At 31.3% G+C, this 26,175-nt stretch carries 25 protein-coding genes; 16 read left to right on the top strand and 9 right to left on the bottom strand.

Going from position 1 to position 26,175, the window contains the following annotated elements; translation table 11 throughout:
* Positions 1-138: 138 nt before the first annotated feature.
* Complete coding sequence (htpG, locus tag B3578_RS12435; RefSeq protein ID WP_286495218.1) at positions 139-2,016, top strand: molecular chaperone HtpG; 1,878 nt, start codon at positions 139-141, stop codon at positions 2,014-2,016.
* 638 nt (positions 2,017-2,654) lie between these two features.
* On the opposite strand, the gene B3578_RS12430 is transcribed toward htpG, so the two are convergent.
* The 3 genes from B3578_RS12430 to B3578_RS12420 are packed head-to-tail and all read right to left on the bottom strand — an operon-like array spanning position 2,655 to position 6,208.
* On the bottom strand, positions 2,655-3,425 hold the full coding sequence (locus B3578_RS12430) for a succinate dehydrogenase/fumarate reductase iron-sulfur subunit (protein WP_038337216.1): 771 nt from the start codon (positions 3,423-3,425) through the stop codon (positions 2,655-2,657).
* Between the two features lie 60 nt (positions 3,426-3,485).
* Positions 3,486-5,498, bottom strand: a complete 2,013-nt coding sequence (locus tag B3578_RS12425) for a fumarate reductase/succinate dehydrogenase flavoprotein subunit (RefSeq protein WP_286495219.1) — start codon at positions 5,496-5,498, stop codon at positions 3,486-3,488.
* 17 nt (positions 5,499-5,515) lie between these two features.
* Complete coding sequence (locus B3578_RS12420; protein ID WP_286495220.1) at positions 5,516-6,208, bottom strand: succinate dehydrogenase cytochrome b subunit; 693 nt, start codon at positions 6,206-6,208, stop codon at positions 5,516-5,518.
* A gap of 326 nt (positions 6,209-6,534) precedes the next feature.
* Between B3578_RS12420 and B3578_RS12415 the strand changes: the two genes are divergently transcribed.
* From B3578_RS12415 to B3578_RS12375, 9 genes are all read left to right on the top strand, one after another.
* Complete coding sequence (locus B3578_RS12415; RefSeq protein ID WP_291049122.1) at positions 6,535-7,035, top strand: RNA polymerase sigma factor; 501 nt, start codon at positions 6,535-6,537, stop codon at positions 7,033-7,035.
* Positions 7,035-7,676, top strand: coding sequence for a hypothetical protein (locus tag B3578_RS12410; protein WP_291049119.1), 642 nt, complete (start codon positions 7,035-7,037; stop codon positions 7,674-7,676). The genes B3578_RS12415 and B3578_RS12410 overlap by 1 nt, the downstream gene beginning before the upstream one ends.
* 66 nt (positions 7,677-7,742) lie before the next feature.
* On the top strand, positions 7,743-8,009 hold the full coding sequence (locus tag B3578_RS12405) for a hypothetical protein (protein WP_291049116.1): 267 nt from the start codon (positions 7,743-7,745) through the stop codon (positions 8,007-8,009).
* Positions 8,010-8,059: 50 nt separating this feature from the next.
* A complete protein-coding gene (locus tag B3578_RS12400) occupies positions 8,060-10,444 on the top strand; it encodes a TonB-dependent receptor (RefSeq protein WP_291049113.1) in 2,385 nt (794 codons plus the stop codon).
* A 7-nt stretch (positions 10,445-10,451) separates the two neighbouring features.
* Positions 10,452-10,769, top strand: coding sequence for a hypothetical protein (locus B3578_RS12395; protein ID WP_038337229.1), 318 nt, complete (start codon positions 10,452-10,454; stop codon positions 10,767-10,769).
* 53 nt (positions 10,770-10,822) lie between these two features.
* A complete protein-coding gene (locus B3578_RS12390; protein WP_291049109.1) occupies positions 10,823-11,275 on the top strand; it encodes a DUF4625 domain-containing protein in 453 nt (150 codons plus the stop codon).
* Positions 11,276-11,374: 99 nt separating this feature from the next.
* Positions 11,375-12,229, top strand: coding sequence for a BadF/BadG/BcrA/BcrD ATPase family protein (locus B3578_RS12385; RefSeq protein WP_221855585.1), 855 nt, complete (start codon positions 11,375-11,377; stop codon positions 12,227-12,229).
* Positions 12,230-12,231: 2 nt separating this feature from the next.
* The gene (locus tag B3578_RS12380; protein ID WP_286495224.1) at positions 12,232-12,936 is read left to right on the top strand and encodes a formyltransferase family protein; all 705 of its coding nucleotides are present in this window, start codon (positions 12,232-12,234) and stop codon (positions 12,934-12,936) included.
* A gap of 101 nt (positions 12,937-13,037) precedes the next feature.
* Complete coding sequence (locus tag B3578_RS12375; RefSeq protein WP_286495225.1) at positions 13,038-13,301, top strand: hypothetical protein; 264 nt, start codon at positions 13,038-13,040, stop codon at positions 13,299-13,301.
* Here B3578_RS12375 and B3578_RS12370 read toward each other — a convergent pair.
* From B3578_RS12370 to B3578_RS12355, 4 genes are all read right to left on the bottom strand, one after another.
* Positions 13,295-14,881 (bottom strand): hypothetical protein, encoded by a 1,587-nt coding sequence (locus tag B3578_RS12370; RefSeq protein ID WP_291049105.1) that lies wholly within the window; start codon positions 14,879-14,881, stop codon positions 13,295-13,297. The genes B3578_RS12375 and B3578_RS12370 overlap by 7 nt on opposite strands.
* Before the next feature lie 495 nt (positions 14,882-15,376).
* Entirely contained in the window at positions 15,377-16,939 is a 1,563-nt protein-coding gene (locus B3578_RS12365; protein ID WP_115001100.1) for a hypothetical protein, read from the bottom strand.
* A 4-nt stretch (positions 16,940-16,943) separates the two neighbouring features.
* Complete coding sequence (locus B3578_RS12360; protein WP_280037837.1) at positions 16,944-17,990, bottom strand: HlyD family secretion protein; 1,047 nt, start codon at positions 17,988-17,990, stop codon at positions 16,944-16,946.
* A gap of 2 nt (positions 17,991-17,992) precedes the next feature.
* Positions 17,993-19,324, bottom strand: coding sequence for a TolC family protein (locus B3578_RS12355; RefSeq protein WP_291049100.1), 1,332 nt, complete (start codon positions 19,322-19,324; stop codon positions 17,993-17,995).
* A gap of 161 nt (positions 19,325-19,485) precedes the next feature.
* On the opposite strand from B3578_RS12355, the gene B3578_RS12350 reads away from it, so the two are divergent.
* From B3578_RS12350 to B3578_RS12340, 3 genes are all read left to right on the top strand, one after another.
* Positions 19,486-20,298: an AraC family transcriptional regulator gene (locus tag B3578_RS12350; protein ID WP_038336064.1), complete on the top strand. Its 813-nt coding sequence runs from the start codon at positions 19,486-19,488 to the stop codon at positions 20,296-20,298.
* 15 nt (positions 20,299-20,313) lie between these two features.
* Entirely contained in the window at positions 20,314-20,841 is a 528-nt protein-coding gene (locus B3578_RS12345) for an NADPH-dependent FMN reductase (protein WP_221855853.1), read from the top strand.
* A gap of 69 nt (positions 20,842-20,910) precedes the next feature.
* Positions 20,911-21,477 carry an NADPH-dependent FMN reductase gene (locus B3578_RS12340; RefSeq protein ID WP_260391945.1) on the top strand — a complete coding sequence of 189 codons (567 nt, stop codon included), beginning with the start codon at positions 20,911-20,913 and terminating at the stop codon, positions 21,475-21,477.
* Positions 21,478-21,538: 61 nt separating this feature from the next.
* Here the strand turns inward: B3578_RS12340 and B3578_RS12335 are convergent, their stop codons facing one another.
* On the bottom strand, positions 21,539-21,955 hold the full coding sequence (locus B3578_RS12335; RefSeq protein ID WP_286495230.1) for an OsmC family protein: 417 nt from the start codon (positions 21,953-21,955) through the stop codon (positions 21,539-21,541).
* A gap of 192 nt (positions 21,956-22,147) precedes the next feature.
* The gene (locus B3578_RS12330) at positions 22,148-23,239 is read right to left on the bottom strand and encodes a M42 family metallopeptidase (RefSeq protein WP_286495231.1); all 1,092 of its coding nucleotides are present in this window, start codon (positions 23,237-23,239) and stop codon (positions 22,148-22,150) included.
* Between the two features lie 61 nt (positions 23,240-23,300).
* Between B3578_RS12330 and B3578_RS12325 the strand changes: the two genes are divergently transcribed.
* From B3578_RS12325 to gap, 3 genes are all read left to right on the top strand, one after another.
* Positions 23,301-23,954 (top strand): DUF4294 domain-containing protein, encoded by a 654-nt coding sequence (locus B3578_RS12325; protein WP_291049091.1) that lies wholly within the window; start codon positions 23,301-23,303, stop codon positions 23,952-23,954.
* 72 nt (positions 23,955-24,026) lie between these two features.
* Complete coding sequence (gene pfkA, locus B3578_RS12320; RefSeq protein WP_260391944.1) at positions 24,027-25,010, top strand: 6-phosphofructokinase; 984 nt, start codon at positions 24,027-24,029, stop codon at positions 25,008-25,010.
* Between the two features lie 31 nt (positions 25,011-25,041).
* On the top strand, positions 25,042-26,046 hold the full coding sequence (gene gap / locus B3578_RS12315; protein ID WP_286495233.1) for a type I glyceraldehyde-3-phosphate dehydrogenase: 1,005 nt from the start codon (positions 25,042-25,044) through the stop codon (positions 26,044-26,046).
* Positions 26,047-26,175: the final 129 nt, after the last annotated feature.

The following is a 26,175-nucleotide window of genomic DNA, read 5'->3' as shown; positions in this document are numbered from 1 at the left end:
TCATGATCTATTTTACGACAAAATGTCAGAAAAATTTCATTTGGAATATCTTTTGAAATTTACATTCCGTCTACAAATCTCATGATTTAGACTATTTACAAGAAAAACTAATTATTAAAAATAAAAAATACAATAACGATGAATAAAGGAAATATTAATGTTTCGGTAGAGAATATCTTTCCATTAATTAAGAAGTTTTTATACAGCGATCACGAAATCTTTTTGCGTGAGTTGATTTCGAATGCTTCTGACGCAACCCTGAAATTAAAGCATTTAACAAGTATTGGTGATGCAAAAGTAGAATACGGAAATCCAAAAATTGAAGTAAAAATCAATAAAGACGATAATACTTTACATATTATTGACCAAGGTTTGGGAATGACAGCTGATGAAGTTGAAAAATACATCAATCAAGTTGCTTTTTCTGGTGCAGAAGAATTTATTAATCAACACCAAGATGCAGACGGAATTATCGGACATTTTGGTTTAGGTTTTTATTCTGCATTTATGGTTGCGGATAAAGTAGAAATCATTACAAAATCATACAAAGACGAGCCAGCAGTTCATTGGACATGTGATGGTTCTCCTGAATTTACCTTAGAAAATTCGGATAAAACCGAGCGTGGAACTGAAATCGTTTTACACATTGCTGAAGATTCGAAAGAGTTTTTAGACGAATGGAAAATCCGTGAATTATTGAATAAATACAATAAATTCATGCCAATTCCGATCAAATTTGGAACGAAAAAAGAAACACTTCCTTTACCAGAAGGTGCTGCTGAAGATGCTAAACCAGAGGAAATCGAAGTTGATGATATTATCAATAATACAAATCCGGCTTGGACAAAAGCGCCATCAGAATTGTCTGACGAAGATTATCAAAATTTCTACAGAGAATTGTATCCAATGCAATTCGAAGAACCTTTATTCCATATTCACTTAAATGTTGATTATCCATTTAATTTGACTGGAATTTTATTCTTCCCAAAATTAGGAAACAACATCAATATTGATAAAGATCGTATTCAATTATACCAAAATCAAGTATTTGTAACAGACGAAGTGAAAGGAATTGTTCCTGATTTCTTGATGTTATTACGTGGTGTGATAGATTCTCCAGATATTCCATTGAATGTTTCGCGTTCGTACTTACAAGCTGATGGAGCTGTGAAGAAAATTTCGGCACATATTACGAAAAAAGTGGCGGATAAAATGTCTTCATTAATGAATCAAAATCGTGAAGATTACGAGCAAAAATGGAACGATATTAAAGTTGTAATTGAATATGGAATGATTTCGGAAGATAAATTCTTCGAAAAATCTGACAAATTTGCATTGTATCCAACAGTTGATGGTAAATATTTTACTTGGGATGAATTAAATACTGCGATTAAAGACAATCAAACCAACAAAGACGGAAAATTAGTAATTCTTTATGCGTCTGATGTTGATGGACAAGATCAATACATACAAATTGCGAAAGAAAAAGGTTACGAAGTAATTTTATTAGATTCTCCTATTTCTTCTCACTTGATTCAGAAGTTAGAATCTACAAAAGAAAATGTAACATTTGTTCGTGTTGATGCGGATCATATCAATAATTTGATTGAAAAAGATGAAGTTAAAATTTCCAAATTATCTGATGATGATAAAGAAAAATTGAAAACTGAAATCACAGAATCAATCAACAATAAATCATATACAATTCAATTAGAAGATTTATCTGGAACAGATGCACCTTTCATCATTACGCAATCAGAATTTATGCGTCGTATGAAAGATATGCAAGCTTCTGGCGGAGCTGGGATGTTTGGAATGGGTAATTTCCCTGAAATGTATAATGTTGTTGTGAATGCAAACTCGGATTTAGCAACAGAAATTTTAGCTAAAGATTCGAAAGAAGAAAAAGAAGCGTTGATTAATCAAGCATTAGATCTAGCAAAATTATCGCAAGGTTTGTTAAAAGGTAAAGAATTAACAAATTTTATCAATAGAAGTTTTAAGAACATTAAATAATCTCAGAACACTATATTTTAGTAATCTTAAACTTAAAATCCAGCACATAATGTGCTGGATTTTTTATTTCTAAATAGATTTATTGATGTGTTAAACTTTTAAAATTAATCTGAAATAATTTGCAAAACATGATTTTTGTCCTTAATTTTACATCAAGGAATTAATAATTATTCGTTCAGGACTTCAAAATACTTTAGTTGTTTTGAAACAGAACATTAAAATTAATAGTTGTTTTTCCACAAAATAACGAAATTTTTAAGCCGACAGAGAATTTTCATAATAAGGTGAAAATTAATTCAAATCATTATCAAAAATTTCGGGAAGGATTTCAAGAAATTGAAATCCTTTTTTCCCTAGACGTTCTTTTTAAATCGATTTTGCTCATAGTTATTGCATAGGATTAATAGTCTCTCATATATGAGTACATTTCATTTATTATTTACAATAGATATTTGTTCTATTTATAAAAATTCTTTTTTATAATCATTTAAAAAGAACAAGTTACAATGGACTTATTCAGAAGAAAGAATTTGACATTGGGAAGGATTTCAAGAGATTGAAATCCTTTTTTTTTGCAATTATTATAACAAAAAAAGAGCGACAAACATGTCGCTCTTTTAATATATATCAGAATGTTATTATTCTTGTGATACAATTTTTGCAGATAAATACTCACGGTTCATACGTGCAATGTTATCTAAAGAAATTCCTTTTGGACATTCGATTTCACAAGCTCCTGTATTTGTACAGTTACCAAAACCTTCTAAATCCATTTGTGCAACCATTTTTTGAGCACGACGAGCAGCTTCTACTTGTCCTTGTGGTAACAATGCGAATTGAGAAACTTTAGCTCCTACGAATAACATTGCAGATCCATTTTTACAAGTTGCAACACAAGCTCCACAACCAATACATGTTGCAGCGTCGAACGCTTCATCTGCATGCATTTTGTTTACTGGAATATTGTTTGCATCTACTGTACGTCCTGATGTATTTACAGAGATGTAACCACCAGCTTGTTGGATACGGTCGAAAGATGAACGGTCTACAATTAAATCTTTGATTACTGGGAATGCAGCAGATCTCCATGGTTCGATGTAAATCGTTTCACCATCTTTGAACATACGCATATGTAATTGACAAGTTGTAACACCTCTATCTGGTCCGTGCGCTTCTCCATTGATGAATAAAGAACACATACCACAAATACCTTCACGACAGTCGTGGTCGAATGCAACTGGCTCTTTTCCTTCCTCTATTAATTGCTCGTTTAATAAATCAAGCATTTCTAAGAAAGAAGAATCAGTAGAAACATCTTTTAAGGAATATGTTTCCATTTTTCCTTGAGCATTAGCGTTTTTTTGACGCCAAATTTTCAGCGTGATGCTGATTGTTTTTGATGATGCCATAATTCTATATGATATTTTGACATTTTGCTTGAAGGTTTGTTATCAAGCAAAATGATTTTATTATTTATAACTACGAGTTTTAAGCTCGATATATTTGTAATTTAATTCCTCTTTGTGTAAAACCTCAGTGTTGATATCATCACCTTTATATTCCCAAGCGGCAACATAAGTATAATTTTCATCATCACGCATTGCTTCACCTTCTTCTGTTTGGTACTCCTCACGGAAGTGACCACCACAAGACTCATTACGGTTAAGAGCGTCAATTGCCATTAACTGTCCTAATTCTAAGAAGTCAGCTACACGTCCAGCTTTCTCTAACTCAGTGTTCATTTCGTTAGCATCACCAGGAACTTTTACATCACGGTAGAATTCTTCACGTAAAGCAGCAATTTCAGCAATCGCTTCTTTTAAACCTTGAGCATTACGAGCCATACCTACTTTGTTCCACATAATATTTCCTAAACGTTTGTGGAAACTATCTACAGTTTTAGTTCCTTTATTGCTTAAGAAATGTTGAATTTGGTCTTTAACAGCCTTTTCAGCTTCATCAAATTCTGGCGTATTTGTAGGAATTTTACCTGTACGAATATCTGCTGATAAATAATCTGCAATTGTATAAGGTAATACGAAATAACCATCTGCTAAACCTTGCATTAATGCAGAAGCTCCTAAACGGTTAGCTCCGTGATCAGAGAAGTTAGCTTCTCCTACTACGAAACATCCAGGAATTGTTGATTGTAAGTTGTAGTCAACCCAAACACCACCCATTGTGTAGTGAATTGCTGGATAGATACGCATTGGATTTTCGTATGGATTCTCATCTGTAATTTTCCAATACATTTGGAATAAGTTTCCATATTTCTCTTCAATCCATTTTTTACCTAATTTCTCGATTTCAGCATCTGATGGATTTTGATCTCCGTTTGCGAAAGCAACCTCTCGACCTTTTTTCTTGATCTCATCTGTAAAATCTAAATAAACTCCTTCTCCAGTTTCATTTGCTTCAATACCATAACCAGCATCACAACGCTCTTTTGCAGCACGAGATGCAACGTCACGAGGAACTAAGTTACCAAATGCAGGATAACGTCTTTCTAAGTAGTAATCTCTGTCTTCTTCTTTGATATCAACTGCTTTTTTCTTACCAGCACGGATTGCTTCAGCATCTTCTTTCTTTTTAGGAACCCAGATACGACCAGAGTTACGTAAAGATTCAGACATTAAAGTCAATTTAGATTGATTTGTTCCGTGGATTGGAATACAAGTTGGGTGAATTTGTACATAACAAGGGTTAGCAAAATAAGCACCTTTTTTGTGAATTTTCCATGCTGAAGTTACGTTAGAACCCATTGCATTAGAAGATAAGAAATATACGTTTCCGTAACCACCAGTAGCAATAACTACTGCGTGAGCAGAATGTCTTTCGATTTCACCTGTAATTAAATTACGAGCGATAATACCACGAGCTTTACCATCTACAAGTACAATATCTAACATTTCGTGACGGTTGTACATTTGGATGTGCCCTAAGTGGATTTGCTGATTCATTGCTGAATAAGCTCCTAATAATAATTGTTGCCCTGTTTGACCTTTCGCATAGAAAGTACGAGATACTTGTACCCCACCAAAAGAACGATTATCTAATAACCCACCGTAATCACGTGCAAAAGGAACCCCTTGCATTACACATTGGTCGATAATATTACCAGAAACCTCCGCTAAACGATAAACGTTAGACTCACGAGCGCGGTAATCACCACCTTTGATTGTATCGTAAAATAAACGATAGATAGAGTCGTTATCTCCTTTATAATTTTTAGCAGCATTAATACCCCCTTGTGCAGCAATAGAGTGAGCACGACGAGGTGAATCTTGGTAACAGAAAGCTTTTACTTTATATCCTAACTCTGCTAAAGTAGCAGCTGCAGAACCACCAGCTAAACCAGTACCTACAACAATAACATCAATTTTATCACGGTTATTTGGAGCCACTAAGTTTAGGTGTGCTTTGTGTTCGCTCCATTGTTGTGCGATATCTCCTTCTGGAGATTTTGAATCTAATATACTCATTTCTTGATATTATTTAATTATTTAACAAAAAAATGGTAAACAGCGATGATAATGAAACCTGCTGGAATTAAAATTGAATACCATTTCCCGAAAGCAACAATTACTGGAGTGTATTTGTTGTGTCTTGCACCAATAGATTGGAATGCTGATGCAAATCCATGTTGTAAGTGTAATGATAAAAATACAAATGCAACAATGTAAATTACTAATCTTACAAAACTTAAAGCACCTTCTAATGTGAAAACGTGGTTTAAGTGATCCATAAAGTAATTTCCTTGAGCAAACTCAGGATTTGGAACAATGTAGTGATCAGTAATTGTAGGAACCCAAAAGTCATACAAGTGTAATAATAAGAAAATTAAAATTACAGATCCAGAAACTAACATGTTTCTTGACATCCAAGAAGCATTTGCAGCACCATTATACTTTTGGTAAGCAACTGGTCCACGCGCTTTCTTGTTTTGCGCTTCTAATACAAACCCCATTACAAAGTGGTATACAACACCAATTAATAAAATAGGCTGCATTAAATATTGGATAAAAGGGTTATCACTCATGAAAGCCGAAACTTCATTGAACCCATTCGGATTAATAACAGATAATGCATTAATCACGAAATGTTGTAACAAGAACACGATCAAAAATAACGCTGAAAGCGCCATCGCGAACTTCTTACCAATCGACGATTTTAGTAATGATTCATTTGCCATAAAGCAATTCGTTTAATTTTTTAGATATTTCCACAAATTTAATCATCCCATTGCTCTAATCACAATGAATTATATCATTTCGTTAACAGATTTCAATAGTTTAGAATCATTCTTAGTTAATTAAGACATTTTTAACAATTTTTCTAAATTTTTATTGCTTAATAAATAATTAATTTCTATACTTGCAGTAGAAAAGTAGAACAACTTTTCATAGGTTTAAGTTAGTTAGGTTAATCCTCTTATATTTCTATAAGAGGATTTTTTATTTTTTTAGTTGTAACATTATTCTTTTTTTTACTACAAATAAAGAGCAACAGAATAATAGTTTGAATAATAAAGCAAAAATATTTACCGAATTAGTCGAGAAAAATCAGGGAATTATCCATAAGGTTTGTCGTATTTACACAGACGACAAGGATTCTCATGAGGATTTATTTCAGGAAATTGTATTGCAATTATGGCGTTCTTACGATTCCTTCAAGGGAGATTCAAAATTTAGTACGTGGATGTATCGTGTTAGCTTAAACACAGCAATTACATTAATCAAAAAAAAAACAAAATCCAGTGAAACTGATTTTAATGAAGCTCAATTTTTAAACTTAACATCAGACGACAAAGACGAATTTTTAGAAGAACGTATCACACTTTTATACGCGGCAATTAGATTATTAAACGACGTAGAACGTGCATTGGTACTGCTATTTTTGGAAGACTTACCTTACAAAGATATTGCCGAAACTTTAGGAATTTCGGAAGTAAATGCACGAGTAAAGATGAACAGAGTGAAGATAAAATTAAAAGAAATAATGTTTAAAATGGAACAATAATGGAGTTAGATGACTTAAAATCAATTTGGGGTTCCATAAAGGACGAAGAAAAGTTTGATCAAAATCAAATTTTTCAAATGTTGAAGAAAAAATCATCAACGACAATAAAATGGTTATTTATATTCACTTTTTGCGAATTTATCCTTTTTCTTGTCTACAATTTATATGTTTTAATTTCAGGAAAAAATTTTTTTAATAACGAAGTCAAAACATTAGTCGAAGAAAAAACAATTAACAATTACGAGATCGCTTCGGTTTTTAGTATTGTGATTACGTTTGGATTTTTGGTGATGGCTTATCGTTATTTCAAAAAAATAGATCTTAATCAATCTGTCGTCGATTTGATGAAAAACATTATTTCATTTCGTCGTTTGGTTAACTTGTTTATTCTTTTTACTGTTTTAAGTTTAATTGTTTCCTCTTCCCCATTTTATTATGAATTAGGCCAATCTATTTATTTGGCAAAACACGCTCATGATATACAGCCAATTTTGAATAATGCTGCTATTTATGGTTGGATTGCAATAATAACTGCTGTTGCTTTTATTGTGATTATAGGAACGGTTTATTATGGGATTATTTATTTTTTATTTTTAAGAAAACTTCAACAAAACATGAAAGAGTTGAAAGAAATGAAATAAAATCTTATTTTTGTAAACTGAATGAAAAAATTTATCCAATATCTTATGCTAACGATTTCACTGTTTATGACAGTGTATCAGTCTGCGCATATATTGGATCATACTCTAAATAAAGAGCACAAAGAGTTGAAAGACAAATTCTCTAACGTACACGATCATAGCTGTACAATTTGCCATTTCAATCAACATTTTATAGAAAATGATTCAGAAATCGAGTTATTCGAATGGTGTCAATCATTTATCCAAAAAGATAAAACACTTTACACAACTCGTGTAAAACAAGCTGTATTACTTACTCAAAAAAGTCTTCGAGCACCGCCCTACGCAATTTAATTTCAGAAAAAACCACCTTATTTTTTTAACGTTATTAAATTATTGTATTTATGTCAATCAACATAAAATGTAGTATTGCGGCTACATTATTGTGCGGAACTGTGTTTGCACAAAACATTTTCGAAGGTCAAATTATAGATAAAAATCAAAAACCAATTCCTTTCGCAACTGTATACTTCAACAACGAAGAATATCACACAAATGCCGAAGGAAAATTTAGAATTGAGAATTTAAACAAAGGAAATTATCAAGTTCAAATTGATGAACAAGGTTACGAACCTTTTTCTCAAAATATTACGTTTGATTCGCAACAAAAATTTGTTTTTACACTTACTTTTCACAAAGCATATAATTTAGATGAAGTTACTGTTTTAGGACATCATCACGATTTTTCAACAGCTAATGTAGAGCGTGTCGATCAATCTTATATTCAAGAAAACTATGCAGGATCATTAGCCAAATCACTTGAAAACATTACAGGTGTTAATGCTTCTGGAATTGGATCATCAGCTTCAAAACCAATTATTCGTGGACTTGGTTTCAATCGATTAATTGTTGCTGAAAATGGTGTAAAACAAGAAGGACAACAATGGGGAGCCGATCATGGTTTGGAGATTGATGCGCTAAATGTTGAAGATGTCGAAGTGATAAAAGGTCCTGCGGCTTTGGAGTACGGAAATGAAGCTATTGCTGGAGTTATCAAGATTAACAATAACAATTTACCAGCGAAACATTCAATTTCTGGAGAAGTAAAAACTTTATATCAATCAATAAATGATAATTACGGAATTGGATTTAATTTGAAATCTCGTAACGATCATTTTTTCTATAAAATAAAAGGTTCATATTCTGATTATGCAGACTACAGAACGACTACTGATCGCATTTATTACCTAAATCGTTATTTACCAATTTACAATAAACGTGTAAAAAATACGGCTGGACAAGATTTGAATGCTGAAATACAAACAGGTTATATTGGTGAAAAATTTCGTTCAATTTTAACGGTTTCTAACGTTAATCAGAAAATCGGTTTCTTTCCTGGTTCACACGGAATTCCTTCTGTAGATAGACTTCAAGATGATGGAAATTATAGAAATATCGAATTTCCTTATCAAAAAGTGAATCATTTTAAAGTAATTTCCGAAAATGAATTTCGTTTAAATTCAAAAGACGTTTTAAAATTTTTAGCAAGTTATCAAAACAATCGTCGACAAGAAGTTAGTTCATTTCACACACATTATGCAAATCAACCAGTTCCAACAAAAAATCCTGATTTAGAATTAGATTTTAATTTATCAACGTATGATTCTCAATTAAAATTTGAACATAATCATAGCAAAAATTTCAAAACAATAATTGGCGCACAAGCGCAATTACAAGCTAATAATATTGCTGGTTACAATTATTTATTACCAAAATATGATCGAAATATTTTTAGCGGATTTTTGATTGAAGAATTCAAAAAAGGAAATCGTTGGAAAGTAACTGCTGGTTTACGTTACGATTATTCGACGTTCAAATCGGAAGGTTATTTTGATGAATTTCTTTACAATTATTTGATTGAAAAAGGTAATTCTGAAGGCATTGCAGATTATTATGCAAATCGTAGCAAATCAATCGATCGTAGTTTCAGTAATTTAAACGGAATGATTGGTGCAACTTTTCAACCAAATGATTTATGGGATTTCAACTTGAATGTTGGAACAAATTTCCGTTTACCAACCGCTATAGAATTGGGTTCTAACGGAATTCATCACGGTAGTTTTAGACATGAACGAGGTGACGAAAATCTTGATATAGAAAAAGGAATTGCTGTAGATTTCAAATCTGTTTTTCACAAAAATGATTGGAATATTTCGCTAAGTCCGTATTTATATTATTTCAGCAATTATATTTTCTTAAAACCTTCGGGACAATTTTCGATTCTTCCTCATGGTGGACAAATTTATCAATATACACAAAGCAAAGCTTTGTTGACTGGTTTTGAATTTGAAGTTCGTAAGAAAATCAACGAAAATTTTGATGCAAATCTTGTGTACGAATATTTATACAATCGACAAATTACGGAAAATAAAAAATTCGGAAATTATCTTCCTTTCACTCCTGCAAATAATTTATTTGGACAAATTAATTATAAAATCAATCAAAATATTGCATTTTTAGAAGGTTTGAGCTTTTTTGCAAATGGAAAATATACATTTGAGCAAGATAAAATTGCACAAAATGAAGATATCACTCCAAGTTATTTCTTGGTTGGAATTGGAGGAAAAACGAAACTTAAATTCAATAATTTTAGTGCAAATTTAAGTGTTCAGGTTTCTAATTTATTCAATAAAAACTATTACAATCACACCAGTTTTTATCGTGCATTGCAATTACCAGAACAAGCTCGAAACATACAAATTATGTTAGGAATTCCGTTCGGAAAATAGTTGATACATGAAAAAGAAACATCCTATTTTTGGACTTTTCTTTAGTATTATTCTTTTTTCGATTCCAACTTTTAATCAATTACATTTTTCTTTAATCGATCATTCACAAGATTTTTCGAATCAAAAGAAAGAAATTATTCATCATCAATGTAATCATTTCACCTATTACTCTGTCTTTATTGACACGCATGATGAACCAAAAATAGAATCAAAACCGAACGAAGAATTTTACAGTAAAGAAAGTTTTGAACAAGTAGAAAAAATTAAACATTCTACAATTGAATATCATTTTACACGAGGTCCGCCTCAGGATTTTGTTTATTAATAAATCAACCAAAATCTTAAAAAAATAATATTCAATTCAAAAAAAATAAAACAATGAAAAATTCAATTTTAAACTATTCATTTATAACATTATCAGCATTATTCATTACATCTTGTTCATCAGATGATTTTTCATTAGATACAACAAAACCTGAAATTAATTTGATTGCACCTAAAGACCACGATGAATTTCATTTAGGCGAAACCATCTCAATTGATGCTATTTTGAAAGACAATGTAGAATTGGGAACGGTAAAAATTGAAATTCATTCCGCAGAAGATGGTCATCAACACAGAACAGCAAATGTTAATTGGACGTATGATGCAGAAGAAGCTATTCCAGCAGGAAAAACTGAGCACACATTAAGTCATAAAGTAAATATTCCTACAGAAGGAATTACGGAAGGACATTATCACTTAGGATTATTCTTAATTGATCGCGCTGGAAATCAAACGCAATCTTTTATCGAAATCGTTGTAGGTGAAGATTACGACCATGATCACTAAAAAAAAAATTTGAAAACGTCCGAAATTTCGGGCGTTTTTTTATGTGCATTGTTAAAAGAATACTATTTTAGCACTCTTCAATTATATCAAAACAAAAAAATGATTGCAATAGCAGATAGTGGATCTACTAAAACGGATTGGGTAATTTTAGATAGCGACCTTAATGAAGTTTTTAGAACAAGTACAATTGGATTTAATCCGTATTTTGTAACAGCAGAAGATATTACGACTGAATTACAAAAAAATGAAGATTTTGCACCTGTTGCAAATGATTTCGCAAAAATCTTTTTTTATGGTGCTGGAACTTCCAGCGAAACAATGCATGCTGTTGTTAAAGAAGGTTTACAAAACTTCTTTACAAATGCTGAATTTGTAATAGACCATGATTTATTAGCCGCTTGTTATGCCACTTACATGGGAAAACCTGCAATGGTCTGTATCTTAGGAACAGGTTCTAACTCTTGTTATTTCGATGGAACAACAATGCGTGAAGAAACAAAATCTTTAGCTTATATCTTAGGAGACGAAGGTTCTGGAAATGACTTAGGAAAACGTGTATTACGCGCTTTTTATACAAAAAAAATGCCTCCACATTTAGCAAAAGCTTTTGATGATTATTATAAATTATCTGTAGATGAGTTAAATAAAAATGTGTACCAAAATAAATTTGCAAATACATATTTAGCTTCTTTCAATAAATTTGTTGTTGAACATAAAAATGATCCATTTATTCAGAAAATTATTTATGATGCGATGTCTTCTTTTATCGAATATCAAATTATGCCTTACGAAGAAGCTCGTCATTCTGAATTAAATTTTATTGGTTCAATTGCTCATATTTACGAAGATGTTATTCGTTCAGTTGCGGCAGAATATCACTTAACAGTTGGTCATATTATTAGAAAACCAATTGATAATGTTGTTGATTATCACAAAAAATATTTGATTAAATAAGCATGGCAGCTCAACCAAAAATAGCGGTAATTTCTTACAATACTCCTCATCGCAAAACACAAGATGTTTTGCACGGATTAAAAGCTAAAGGTTATCAAAATGTAAAAATATTTGCTTTGCCTTTTGTACAAAGAGAAAATCCGTTCAAACCAATTTATCAACATCGTCCAAGTAAAGCGATTCAAGTAAATTTAGATGATTACTGTAATAATTTTGGTTATAATTTCGATTTGACAACTGCTGAAACGTTGAATAATCAATTAAACGATTATAAAGCTGAATATGTAATTATTGCAGGTGCGGGATTATTACCAGATGAGTTGGTTGACAATCATAAAATTATCAATACACACCCAGGTTTTTTACCTTTGACAAGAGGTTTAGATTCATTAAAATGGGCAATCACAAAAGGAGTCGAAATTGGTGTTACAACTCATTTTGTAGACACAGAAGCCGATGCTGGCTTTTTGATTGAACAACAATATGTTCCTGTTTACGGGAATGATACGTTTCATTCTTTGGCTAATCGTCAATATGAAACAGAAATTGAAATGTTAGTTAATTCGATTGAATTAATACCAACACTTTCAGAATTCAAATCACTTTCATCAAATGAATTTGAAGCGACGCGCAGAATGCCAAAAGCTATTGAAGAAAATTTGATGCAAGCATTTGACACTTACAAAGAAAAATATAAAAGGGATTAAAAATTTTTTAGAAAAAAATTAAAAAGCTAACCGAATTGGTTAGCTTTTTTGTTGAATCTATTTTTTAATTTGATTTTACTATCTTTAATAAAATAATTAAGATGAACAAAGAAAAACCTTTGAGCGAATTAACATTAGAAGAATTAAATGAAAAAAGAAAAAAAGTTAATAAACTTAATCTTAGCATTCAAATTCCTTTATTACTCATTGCAATCGTTTTATTAATTCTGAAGATGACAAACAAATATGATATCAATGTAACATTCGTTATTTTATTATCATGTTCTGTAACTTTTATTCCTCTTATAACAGGTTTAGCGAAAATAAATGCAGAAATCAATACCAGAAAAAAAGCGAATCAATGAGTTTCTTTTCTCTTTTTCCTAAGATGTAAAATTCCTTTGATTGGATTATAAATCATAATAAAAACCATCATTACAATTCCGAAATAAAATAAGGTTCTAAAAATTTGAATATCTGCGATCAACAAAGCTTGATTATACAATTGAGATTTTAGATTGCTTGCTGTCAAACTGATAGACTCATTTACTAAATGAGTTGTATCGTGTTTATTGAATAGATTATTCCATTGTTCTTGAAAAATTGTATTGGTAATATCTAAATTTTTCGTCATCAAAAATTGATGTTTAGTCGTCAAGAAAAGAATTGCATTTTGCATAATCGAAAAACTAATTGTTGACGACCAATAACGCATTGCAACTGCTGCTTGCATGGTATTCATAGAAAAATTAGCATGTACAGAACATACCATATATTGCAAAATTGGCGCAAACAACATTCCTTTTCCCATTCCTTCCATCAACAATGGCGGAATAACTGCATTCGGACGAGTATCTGGAACCAAAATGTAACTAAACCACAACATAGCAAACGTTAAACAAAAAAAACCTCCAAAAAACACATACTTATATTGCGTTTGAAATTGTGTTATGATGTAATAAGCAAACAATGCTCCAATATAAATTCCGGCACAATTATAATATTGTATTTGCAAAACAAACTCCCAATTCCATTTCCAAACAACATTCATCACTTGATAAATGTTACTCATACTCGATTTGAAAATATAAAATGTAAAAAACAACAACATACCTACAATAACTCTTTCGGAACGAAGAATCTCGAAATGGAAAATTGGTTTTTTAGACGTTAATTGTTGCAAAATAAATAAGCCTGAGAAAATAAACATTGCAGCAAACGCAATAACGATATAAAGCGATTCGAACCAATAATATCTTTTACCATAAATCAATAAAAAAGCTCCTGCTATTAATGACATCATCATCAAAAAATAACCCGCCAAATTTAACTGATACAATGGTTTTTTGGGATACAATCTACCATGACTAAAGAGAAAAACATAAATCAATAACAATAAAACATGAAAAAAGATGACAGTATAAATCACCATATTGAAATTATAATTTTCGATGGCAAATTTTACAATAGAGGTTGTATATTTATCAGCCGTCATCATAAATCCATACAAAAACGTATTTCCTAATAATCGTCCATATTCGCCTTTTATACGCGACATAATTAGCGGAACAATAATACATCCTTCGAGATAAGATGTTGTTCCTTGTATCACACGAAGTAAATAAATCAATTGCGTATTTGTTGTCAACGAAATTATTAACATTAATATAATATTGATAATAGTCATAAACAATAAATAAGAGCGAATATTAAAGAACTGAAAAAGCCGTTCGTTAATAAAAAGTCCACAAACAATTGTGGCGTAAGCCAAAGAAAAAATGAATTGTAAATCGTCTACATCAACATCTAGAAATGAAGCTGTAAATGTACTATTCATATTGAAAAGTGAGAGAATCATCACATGCGGAATCAACGCGGCAATGAGAATTGGAAGCACCAATTTTTCTGGTATCCATTTCTTGAAAATGGGATGTTGATTGTGCATTGAGTTATTTATTCAATTTTACAATCAAGTTCAAAACATTCATTCGAAAGTTTGTCTAATTAAAAATATTTTATTGATTTCGTGATTATCTTACCTAAAAAGTAAAAAAAGGAAGCTGCCTGAGAAAAGTCAAAAGGCTAAAATGTGATTCTGAATAATAAATCGTTAAAATACGATGATTCATTTTATAAAAATATAACAAATTTAAAATCAATAAAATACAACTAACATTTATTAAAACAATTAATCATTTTTCGTTTGATTTATTTTGATGGCAAAAGTAAGTGCTAGCGCATAAAAACAAGTTGATTATTTGAGAATAAAATTTGTTCATTTAAGCCATTTATAAATTTAAAAAACTTTAAAATATGACCTTTCTACAGGATAATTTTGATAAAATATTCATTTTAAAAAATTTGTCATAAAAAAAAACGTACTTGATTCTATTAAATCAAATACGCCAATTAAATAAAAAAGTAATATATAAAAATTATTTTAACGATGTAAAAGTCTATTTTTTATCGGTTGATAAAGAATTACAAAAATCGCAGCGATAATTCCCACAACAAACAATGTTCGGAAAATCTCTATATTACTAACCAACAAAGCTTGGTTATACAATTTTGCTTTTAAAGCTGCGGCAGTAATACTTTCTGCTTCGTTTGGAAGATGACTCGCAATATTTTTATTGAACAAACTATTCCATTGTTGTTGGAAAATCGGACTCGTTTTGTCTAAATTTTTGGTCATCAAAAATTGATGTTTAGTCGTCAAGTATAAAATTGCATTTTGCATCAGCGAAAAACCAATTGTTGTCGTCCAAAAACGAATCGCCGTACCTGCTTGCGCCGCACTACCAGTAATAGAAGGATGTACAGAACCTGTAATATACAACACTAATGGCGTAAAAATAACACCTTGCGCAATTCCTTCTAATATCAGCGTTGGCGCTACTGCCTCGACTTTTGTATCTGGATAAAACAAGTAACTAAACCACAACATGCTCATGGCTAAAAGTACAAATCCAAGAAAAAATATTTTTCTAAAATCAACTTTATTTTTAACCATGAAAAATGAAAATACAATACCAATGATGGAACCTGCTACATTAAAATATTGAATCTGCAACACATATTCCCATTGCCATTTCCAAACTGTTGACATGACTTGGTAAATATTGCTCATCCCAGCACGCAAAGTATAGAAAACAAAAAACATTAATATTCCTAAAATGACACGTTCTGATCTGAAAATCTCAAAATGAAACAAAGGTCGTTTGGCTGTTTTTTGATGCAATAAAAATAAGCCACTAAAAACGAGTGTTGATGCAAATGCTGTGATAATAATTGGCGATTCGAACCAATAATATTTTTTCCCATAAATCAAGAAAAACGCGCCAGAAATTAGGGAAATAATCATCAAGAAAATTCCTCCTAAATTTAATTGATACAATGGTTTTTTAGGAAACATTCTGTTGTGATTAAAGAAAAATACATAAATAATTAATGCTACAACATGAAAACTCATAATCGTATACACCATCATATTGTGGTTATAATTCTCAATCGCAAACTTCACGATAGAAGTCGTAAATTTATCACCTGTTAACATTACGCCATACAAAAACGAATAAGCAATCAATTTTGAATGTTCACTTTTAATATTCGACATAATGATTGGCAACAAAATACAACCTTCGAAAAGCGATAAAGGTCCTTGAATAAAACGCAGAATCAAAATCAATTCTGTATTTGTCGTTAATGTCATTCCAAACAATACCAAAATGTTAAGCATGGTCATTGTTAGCAAATAACTTCTGATATTGAAAAAGTGAAAAAATCGAACGTGAATAAATAAGCCACAAACAATAGTGGCATACGCCATCGAAAAAAGGAACTGCAAATCGTCGACCTCCAAATCCAAAAATGATGCTGTAAACGTACTATTCATGTTGAATATAGTCAAAATCATCAAGTGTGGAAATAGCGCAAGGATAAAAATTGGCACAACCAATTTTTGCGGAACCCATTTATTAAATATTGAATTTTGTTGTGACATTTATTTAATTTACTTTTTCTGCGGAAACATTTACATTCATTCCGGTACGTAATTTTTCGTTGTTTTTAGACTCTTTCAGAATTATTTTTACAGGAAAACGTTGTTCAATTTTCACGAAGTTTCCTGTAGCATTATCAGGTTTAATCAAAGCAAACTCAGACCCAGAAGCTGGCGAAAGTGATTCAATTTTTCCTTCAAACTCAATGTATTTGTAGGCATCAGCTTTTATAATAACTGGTTGATCCAAATCGATTTCTCCAATTTGCGTTTCTTTAAAATTTGCAACAATCCATTTCTCTTTCGAAACTACTTGCACCAAGGCCTGCCCTTCTTTTATTAACTGACCTTCTTGTATATTTTTTGTTCCAACCCAACCATCGTAAGGTGCTACAACATAGGTATATGAGAGAATAAGTTTAGCATCGTTCAATTGGGCTTTTCGTTGTAAAATTTGAGTTTTTGCAGGCGCAACTTTTGTTTGTTCTGCAGACGCACTAACATTCACGGCATTACGTTGTTGTTCCAAAGCACTCAAACTTGCTTTTGCTTGTTTATATTTCGCTTCAACTTCTTCAAACTGTTGCACGGTTGCAGCATCTTCTTGCACTAAATTTTTGAAACGATTATAATCTTTTTCAGTTCTCCAAACCTCTATTTTAGCAGCTTCTATATTTGCATTAACAATATTAACATCACTTGATTTTGTATCTACCGCTTTTTCATATGTTAAAACAGATTGCGAAGTCGATTCTAAATTTGCTTCTGCAATATCAATCTGGTTCTGAAATTCTCTATTGTCAATCACAACAAGCGTATCACCTTTGTGTACAAATTGATTTTCTTCGAAATTTACTTTTTTGATAAAACCAGAAACTTTACTCGAAACTGGCGTAATATATTGTCGCACTTGCGCGTCATTTGTATTGACATGTGAACTCGAAAAGAAATAAAACCAAGCTACTGCAGTGATTCCTATGATAATAAAAATCCAAGCAATCGCAGAAAGCGTTCTATTCATTCGTTTTTCTCCTTTTGTCTGTTGTTTTCCCATTTTTATAAGTTTCCTAAAATGTATTGTAATTGATAGTATTTTAATTGTTTGTTAATTTGCAATGAAATCAAATTCGATTGAGCTTCTAAATAAGCGTTATCCGCATCGATAAGTTCTGTAATCAAACTCAATTTGTTGACATATTTTGTTCTAACAATTCGATAATTTTCTTTGGCTTGACCAATTGCATCTTCCGCAATTTTTATTTTATCGATCGATTCTTCTAATCGTTTATTCGCTGCAAAAACATCATGTCGAATTTGTTCTTCTTTCTCTTCTATTTCTAATTTTGCAATTGAAATGTTACGATCTGCGATTTGCATTTTTTGTTTATTCTTGAAAAAATTACTCAACGGAATCGAAACATTTACACCAACAGAACCAAATCTGTACAAATATTCTTCTGGTGGAAAAAACATAAAGTTTGGATAATTATATCCATATTCCGCTCCAGCAGTTATTTTTGGTAATGTATTAGCTTTGGTAATTTTCTTATCAATTTCTTTCAAATTCAAATCATCTTTCGCAATTTTCAAGCTTTCACTTTGATCTATTGCTTCCAAAATCATTTCATCAACCAAACCCAAATGCTCTTCATTTGTAAACAAATCATTGGTGTCAATATGCATTTCTTGATTTTCTGGTAAGGCTAAAATTGTTTTGATTTGATGTTCAATAATCGAAATTTCATTCGCCAATTCTGTAAAAGACATTTTATGATTTGACAATTGCAATTCTGTTCTCAAGACTTCGTTGTAGGTTACCAAACCATTTTTTTTCAAGGATTCTGTTTGTTTAATCACAACCGAATCTTCTCTCATTTTATCTGAAATTAACTTTTGTTGTTCTTGCAAATGCAACGCTTGTAAATAAGCTGTGATGATTTGCATTCTCAATTCTCGTTCATCTTTTCGAACTTGCAGTTTCGAAATATTAGTTTCTATTTCAGATTTTTTCTCATCATTTTTTAATTTACCACCTAAATAAATTGGAATTTCTGCCGAAAGTGTAAAATCGTATTTCACTCGAGGAACAGCATATTTTGTAGAAGGTTTTAGAAAACCGTCTTCATATTGGCGTAAATTACTCAAAACATGAAAACCAGTATGAAAGTCTACATCTGGCAATTTCTCATTTTTAAGATCTTTCTCTTTTAATTCAGCAATATTAGTTTTTAAAGCGCTAATTTGTAATTTTTTATTATTTTGAAGTCCAATTTCAATTGCTTTGCTTAATTTCAGTTGGTTATAGTCTATTTCATTTTGAGCATAACTCAACCCACTCAGCATTAACAACAATGTAAGCAACTGATATTTAACGAATTTAAATATCATTTTGTATTATTTATAAGTCTGTTATTGATTTTTAGTGATGCAAAGTTACATTCAAAACACCTTTACCCTCTTGATAAAAAAAGAAAATAATTTGCTCATTTACGCCAAAATAAAGTAATTTGCAAAAGCAAAAATATTTCACTTTATAAAAGTATAAAACAATGTTGTTTGATCAGTTTTTTTTTAACGAAGTTGACAAATCTAAAGTCCATTTTTACATACAACATGCACATTTAGATACGATAGGAACGCGCGTACATGAACACAAAAAAGCACAATTATTATATGCAGAAGGCGGAATTGTACATGTTTTTGTAAACGACAAACATTGGTATTTGCCTGCGCGTTGTTTTATGTGGATTCCTGCAAATACGCCACATTCTATCTTAACGAATAGTAAAACAGGCGATTTGTATAACTTTTATTTCAAGACCGAAAAAGAAGAAAACGATTTTTATTCGATTACAAATATTTATTACACGAATGAGTTGTTAAGGGAAATGATTTTGTACACCAAAAATTGGAGTGGATCAATTTCGGAAAAAGATCCTGCAAAATATGATTTTGTAAAAGCCATACGATCTATTCTACCCGAAATGGAATCGAACAAATTACCTGCTTTTATTCAGCATCCATTTCCAAAAGATCAGAAACTGATTGATATTGCTCGATTTCTGATGAAAAATATCGAGAAAAACTATACAATAGATGAAGTTGCGCAACAATTTGGTTTGAGCACGCGAACATTATCTCGAAAATTCAAAGATAATATGGGAATTAATTATGTTCGATTTTTACGCGCATTACGTATCACAAAATCATTGGAATTGATTGCTGAAAATAAATACAATATGTACGAAATCGCAATGTTAGTTGGTTATAATTCGTTGTCATCTTTCAGTAATATTTTTCAGAAAGTTTCAGGAATTCGACCAACAGAATATGCGCAATTATTACACACAAAAAAACAATAACTTAAGATAAAAACTATGATTATTAAAGCTTTTGCCGGAAGTAACAGCTCTACTTCTATCAATAAACAACTCGTAACTTATGCTTCTTCTTTATTAAACAAAGATCAAATTGAGATTTTAGATTTAGATGACTTTGATATTCCTACTTTTGATATTGATATAGAAAAAGAACAAGGTTTTTCTGATGAAGTAAAACGATTTTATCAAAAACTTGTTGATTCTGATATTTTACTTATTTCATTAGCAGAACATAATGCTTGCATTACAGCAGTTTTTAAAAGCTATATGGATTGGTGCTCAAGAATTAATTATAAATTTCTTGAAGGAAAAAAGGTCTTCGTTATGAGTACATCTCCTGGTGGTTATGGAGCTAAAAACTCTTTAGAAATAGGTTCTAAATTAATTACAAAATTGGGAGGTGACATTTTAGTCGATTTCTCTTTGCCTAAATTCAACGAAAATTTTGCAGAAGATAAAATCACTAATGAAGAATTAAACAGAGAATTGATTCTTAAAATTGATGAATTTAGAAAAAAAATATAAGTTTTTATCTTTTCCTAACATAGGTCAATAAAATTTATGGTTGCTTGCAATAACTTTGCTTCATCAAAAATGAAAATACTCAATAAGAATATGAAAATTTTAGCTTTCGCTGGTAGTAACAGCAAAAAATCAATCAATAAAGAATTATTAAATTATACTTTAAATCAAATCGAAAATGCAGAAATCGATTTAGTTGACATCAATGATTTCGAGATGCCTATCTATTCTATTGACCGTCAATTAGAAAATGGATTTCCACAAGAAGCGCAGGATTTTTACAATAAAATCAAAGATGCAGAAGGTGTTGTAATTTCTTTGGCAGAACATAATGGAAACTTTTCTGTTGCATTAAAAAATATTTTGGATTGGGTTTCTCGTATCGAAATGCCATATTTGAAAGATAAAAAATTGTTGTTATTAAGTACATCTCCAGGTGCTTATGGTGGAGGAAATGTAATGGAAGTTGCAACAAAATATTTTGGAATGTTTGCAAGCGGAGAAATTGTAGCAAGCACAACTTTCCCATCTTTCAACGATAATTTCCAAAATAACGAAATTGTAAATGAAGAATTAAAAAATAAAGTATTAGCGCAAGTTAGTATCTTTCAAGAAGCTTTAACTATTGTTGAAGCTTAATTGAAAATGTATGTATTAAAAAAAGGTCTTTCGTTCGAAAGACCTTTTTTTTGTTATCAATTTAATTTACATTTATCTCGTAAGTGATATCAATTCCTCCATTTGCAAGCATATCATGTACACTACAATACTTCTTAACCGCTAATTCAGCAGCCTTATTTGCTTTATCTAAATCAATATTTCCTTTTAAGAAAAATTTGATATGAATATTTGTAAAAATATTTGGAATTTCATCTCGACGCTGACCTTCAACCTCAACTTTAATATCTTCAATTTCTTGGCGTTGTTTCTTCAAAATTTCATTCAAATCAAAAACACTACAACTTCCCAAAGCAATCAAAACCAACTCCATTGGGCGAACTCCTTTTCCTTCTCCTCCAATCGATTCAGGTCCATCAATATTTACTTTTACCGAAGAACTTGACGCAGTCGCTTCATAGTGAGAAGCCTGATTTACTCTATTTAATTCAATTTTCATCTTATTTCTTTTAAAGTATAAAAATAATCATTCTCTAAAGATTTATTCTAATATTTGATTGAATAATGATTTTCTGAATAAATTTAGCTAAATTTAAATTCAATTATAGAAATTTTTGAAGTAGATCGAAGCACAAAATAGCAACAAAGGCTGTCTCACGACAGCCTTTATATTTTTTAATCACTTTATAATTTAAACAGTATGATATTTAAAACTTTGTTCGTTTTTAATTGTTTTCACTGATTCGTAAATCAACTCGATGACATTTTTTACATCAGCTTGATGAACCATTTCTACAGTTGTGTGCATATAACGCAAAGGCAACGAAATTAAAGCTGAAGGTACACCACCATTACTATATGCAAAAGCGTCTGTATCCGTTCCTGTTACACGAGAACTTGCAGCACGCTGAAAAGGAATATTGTTTTTCTCAGCTGCATCAATAATTAATTCGCGTACATTATTTTGCACAGCAGGCGCATAATAAACAACTGGGCCATCACCACATTTTTGCTCACCTTCTTTCGATTTTGTAATCATTGGTGTCGTTGTATCATGTGTAACATCAGTAATAATCGCAACATTTGGTTTGATTGTTTGCGTAATCATTTCCGCGCCACGCAACCCTACTTCTTCCTGAACCGCATTTACAACGTATAAACCAAAATCTAATTGATCTTTATTTTCTGCCAATTTACGCGCAACCTCAGCAATCATAAACCCTCCCATTCTATTGTCTATTGCACGACAAACAAAATAACGATCGTTCAATGTAAAAAATTCATCAGGATAAGTAATCACACAACCAACGTGAATTCCAAGTTCAAGAACTTCTTCTTTCGATGTACAACCTGTATCAATCCAAATTTTATCTGGAGTTGGCGCTTCATCTTTTCCTGCTTGACGCAAATGAATTGCTGGCCAACCAAAAACTCCTTTTACAATTCCTTTTTTGGTATGAATATTAACCACTTTAGAAGGTGCTATCATATGATCTGATCCTCCATTACGAATCACATAAATCAATCCATCATCAGAAATATAATTCACAAACCAAGAAATCTCATCAGCATGGGCTTCAATCACAACTTTATACTTCGCTTCAGGATTTATTATACCATAAGCAGAACCGTAATTATCTGTTTTTACTTCATCTACATATGGTTTGATATAATCCATCCAAACTTTTTGTCCTTCACTTTCAAAACCTGTAGGTGAAGCTGTATTTAAATATTTTGTCAAAAAATCCAAAGATTGTTGATCAAACAAATTATTTGTACTCATTTTAGTTTATTTATCTAACAAATGTACTAATTTTAGGAACAATTTTTGAACTAATTCTGATATGAAATTTTATATCTATCATATAACTTTACTACTTACTTTTGTTGGATTATCTAATGTTAATGCTCAAATTTTTGGGTTAGATTTAGGTGGAAAAAATCCTGCACAAGAAATTAAAAATGATTCAATTAATTTAGATGAATTTGCGTTTAATCCTTTAGACACAATACATCTTAATGAAATGAATAGTTATTCGGTTCATTTAAAAACTGATTTAGAAAAAAAATATTATTTATGGCTAAGAAAGCGTGTTCGCGATGTTTGGCCGTATGTAAGAACTGCTGTTAGAGAATATAATTATGTATCAGACACCATTCAAACAATGGATAAAAGACGAGACAAAACACGTTTTATTAAATCTCGCCAAAAGGATTTGGCTGATCAATTTGAGAATCAATTAAAAAATATGTCAAGTTCTCGTGGACAAATTCTTACTAAATTAATCTATAAAGAAACAAATAAAACAACATACGATATTATAAAAGAATTACGTGGCGGATTGAATGCTTTTCTTTATCAAGCAGCAAGTGGCGCGTTTAATATTGATCTAAAACAAACTTATGATCCGAAGCGAACACGAGAAGATTTGTATATTGCGGTTATTCTTCAACGAGATTTTGCAGACGGAACGTTAAAACCTGTCGACGAAGATTAATTTATCTTTCATACTACCAATTATAATAATATTCTGATTTTTTATTATATTTGATTTAATAAAGGGAAAAACGTGGGAAACAATATAAAAAGAATTGGTGTATTAACCTCTGGAGGTGATGCGCCTGGAATGAATGCGGCCTTACGTGCCGTTGTAAGAGCATGTAAGTACTACGATATCAAATCAGTAGGGATTCGTCAAGGTTACGAAGGTTTGATTAACAATGATATGATTGAACTTGGACCTCGTTCAGTGAAAAATATTATCAATCAAGGTGGTACAATTCTTAAAACTGCTCGTTCTTTAGAATTCAAAACTACAGAAGGTCGTCAAAAAGCATACAATCATCTAAAACAAAATAACATTGATGCTTTAGTTGTAATTGGTGGAGATGGTTCTTTTACTGGAGCAAATATCTTTCATCAAGAGTTTGGTGTTCCATTTATTGGAATTCCAGGAACAATTGACAATGATATTTTCGGAACAGATTTTACAATTGGGTACGATACAGCTTTGAATACTGTAATTGATGCAATTGATAAATTAAGAGATACTGCTACATCACATGATCGTGTATTTTTTGTGGAAGTAATGGGACGCGATGCAGGTTTTATTGCTTTAAATAGTGGAATTGCTTCAGGTGCACAAGATATTTTGATTCCAGAACAACGTGATAGTGTCGAAGAATTATGTTCTTCTTTAGAACGTTCAGAAAAATCTGGAAAAAAATCAAGCATCGTTGTAGTTGCAGAGGGTGAAAAATTAGGTGGAGTTTTTGAATTAGCAAAACAAGTACAAAATCGTCATCCAGAATATGATATTCGTGTAACAGTTTTAGGACACATACAGCGTGGTGGTTCTCCATCTTGTCACGATCGTGTTTTAGCAAGTCGTTTAGGAATTGCTGCTGTCGAAGGTTTACTAGAAGGTAAAACAAATCTTATGGCTGGTATTCGCTCTAATAAAGTTGTATTTACAGCGATAGATGAAGCCATCAAAAAACACAATGAGATTGACGAAGAGTTAATCAAAGTAGCTAATATTTTAGCGATTTAAACATTTAATATAAAGGGAAATTATATATACTATGTCAAAAATTAAAATTGGAATCAACGGATTCGGAAGAATTGGTAGCCTTGTTTTCGGGGTTGCTATTGAGAGAAACGATATTGAAATCGTAGGTATTAACGATTTAGTAGACGTTGATTATTTAGCTTATATGCTAAAGTATGATTCAGTTCACGGAAAATTTAACGGAGAAGTTAAAGTAGAAAACGGAAACTTAATTGTTAATGGACAAACAATTCGCGTTACAGCTGAAAGAGACCCAGCGAACTTGAAATGGGACGAAGTTGGAGCTGATATCGTAATCGAAGCAACAGGTTTATTCTTAACAAAAGAAACTGCAGGAAAACACATTGAAGCTGGAGCAAAAAAAGTTGTTTTAACAGGTCCTTCTAAAGATGATACCCCTATGTTTGTAATGGGTGTTAACCACGAATCTGTAACAGCAGAAGACACAATCGTTTCTAATGCTTCTTGTACAACAAACTGTTTAGCACCATTAGCAAAAGTAATTCACGAAAATTTCGGAATTGTGGAAGCTTTAATGACAACAGTTCACGCAACTACTGCAACTCAGAAAACAGTTGACGGACCATCAATGAAAGATTGGAGAGGTGGACGTAGTGCAATGGTAAACATCATTCCTTCATCTACTGGAGCTGCGAAAGCAGTTGGAAAAGTAATTCCAGAATTGAACGGAAAATTAACAGGAATGTCTTTCCGTGTACCAACTGTTGATGTCTCTGTAGTTGATTTAACAGTTAAATTAGCAAAAGAAACAAACTACGACGAAATCAAAAAAGTAATGTGCGAAGCTGCTGAAGGAGATTTGAAAGGAATTGTAGGATACACAGAAGATGCTGTTGTTTCTCAAGATTTCGTAGGTGATACAAGAACATCTATTTTCGATGCAGAAGCTGGTATCATGCTAAACCCTACTTTCGTTAAGTTAGTTGCTTGGTATGACAACGAAATTGGTTACTCTAACAAAGTAGTTGATTTAGTTCAGCACATCGCAAAGATTTAATTCTTAATTAATAATTAACAAAAAGGCTGTTCTCAATAAATGAATGGCCTTTTTTGGTTTAGACTTCTAAAATTTTAAGAAAATTTTATTCTTTTTTAAGACTTTTTATGACACTGTACCAAAAACTGT

Source organism: Empedobacter sp. UBA1574 (genome assembly GCF_002322895.1).
Classification (GTDB): domain Bacteria; phylum Bacteroidota; class Bacteroidia; order Flavobacteriales; family Weeksellaceae; genus Empedobacter; species Empedobacter falsenii_B.
The sequence above is the reverse complement of the archived record's forward strand: the minus strand, read 5'-3'. Positions and strand labels throughout refer to the sequence as shown.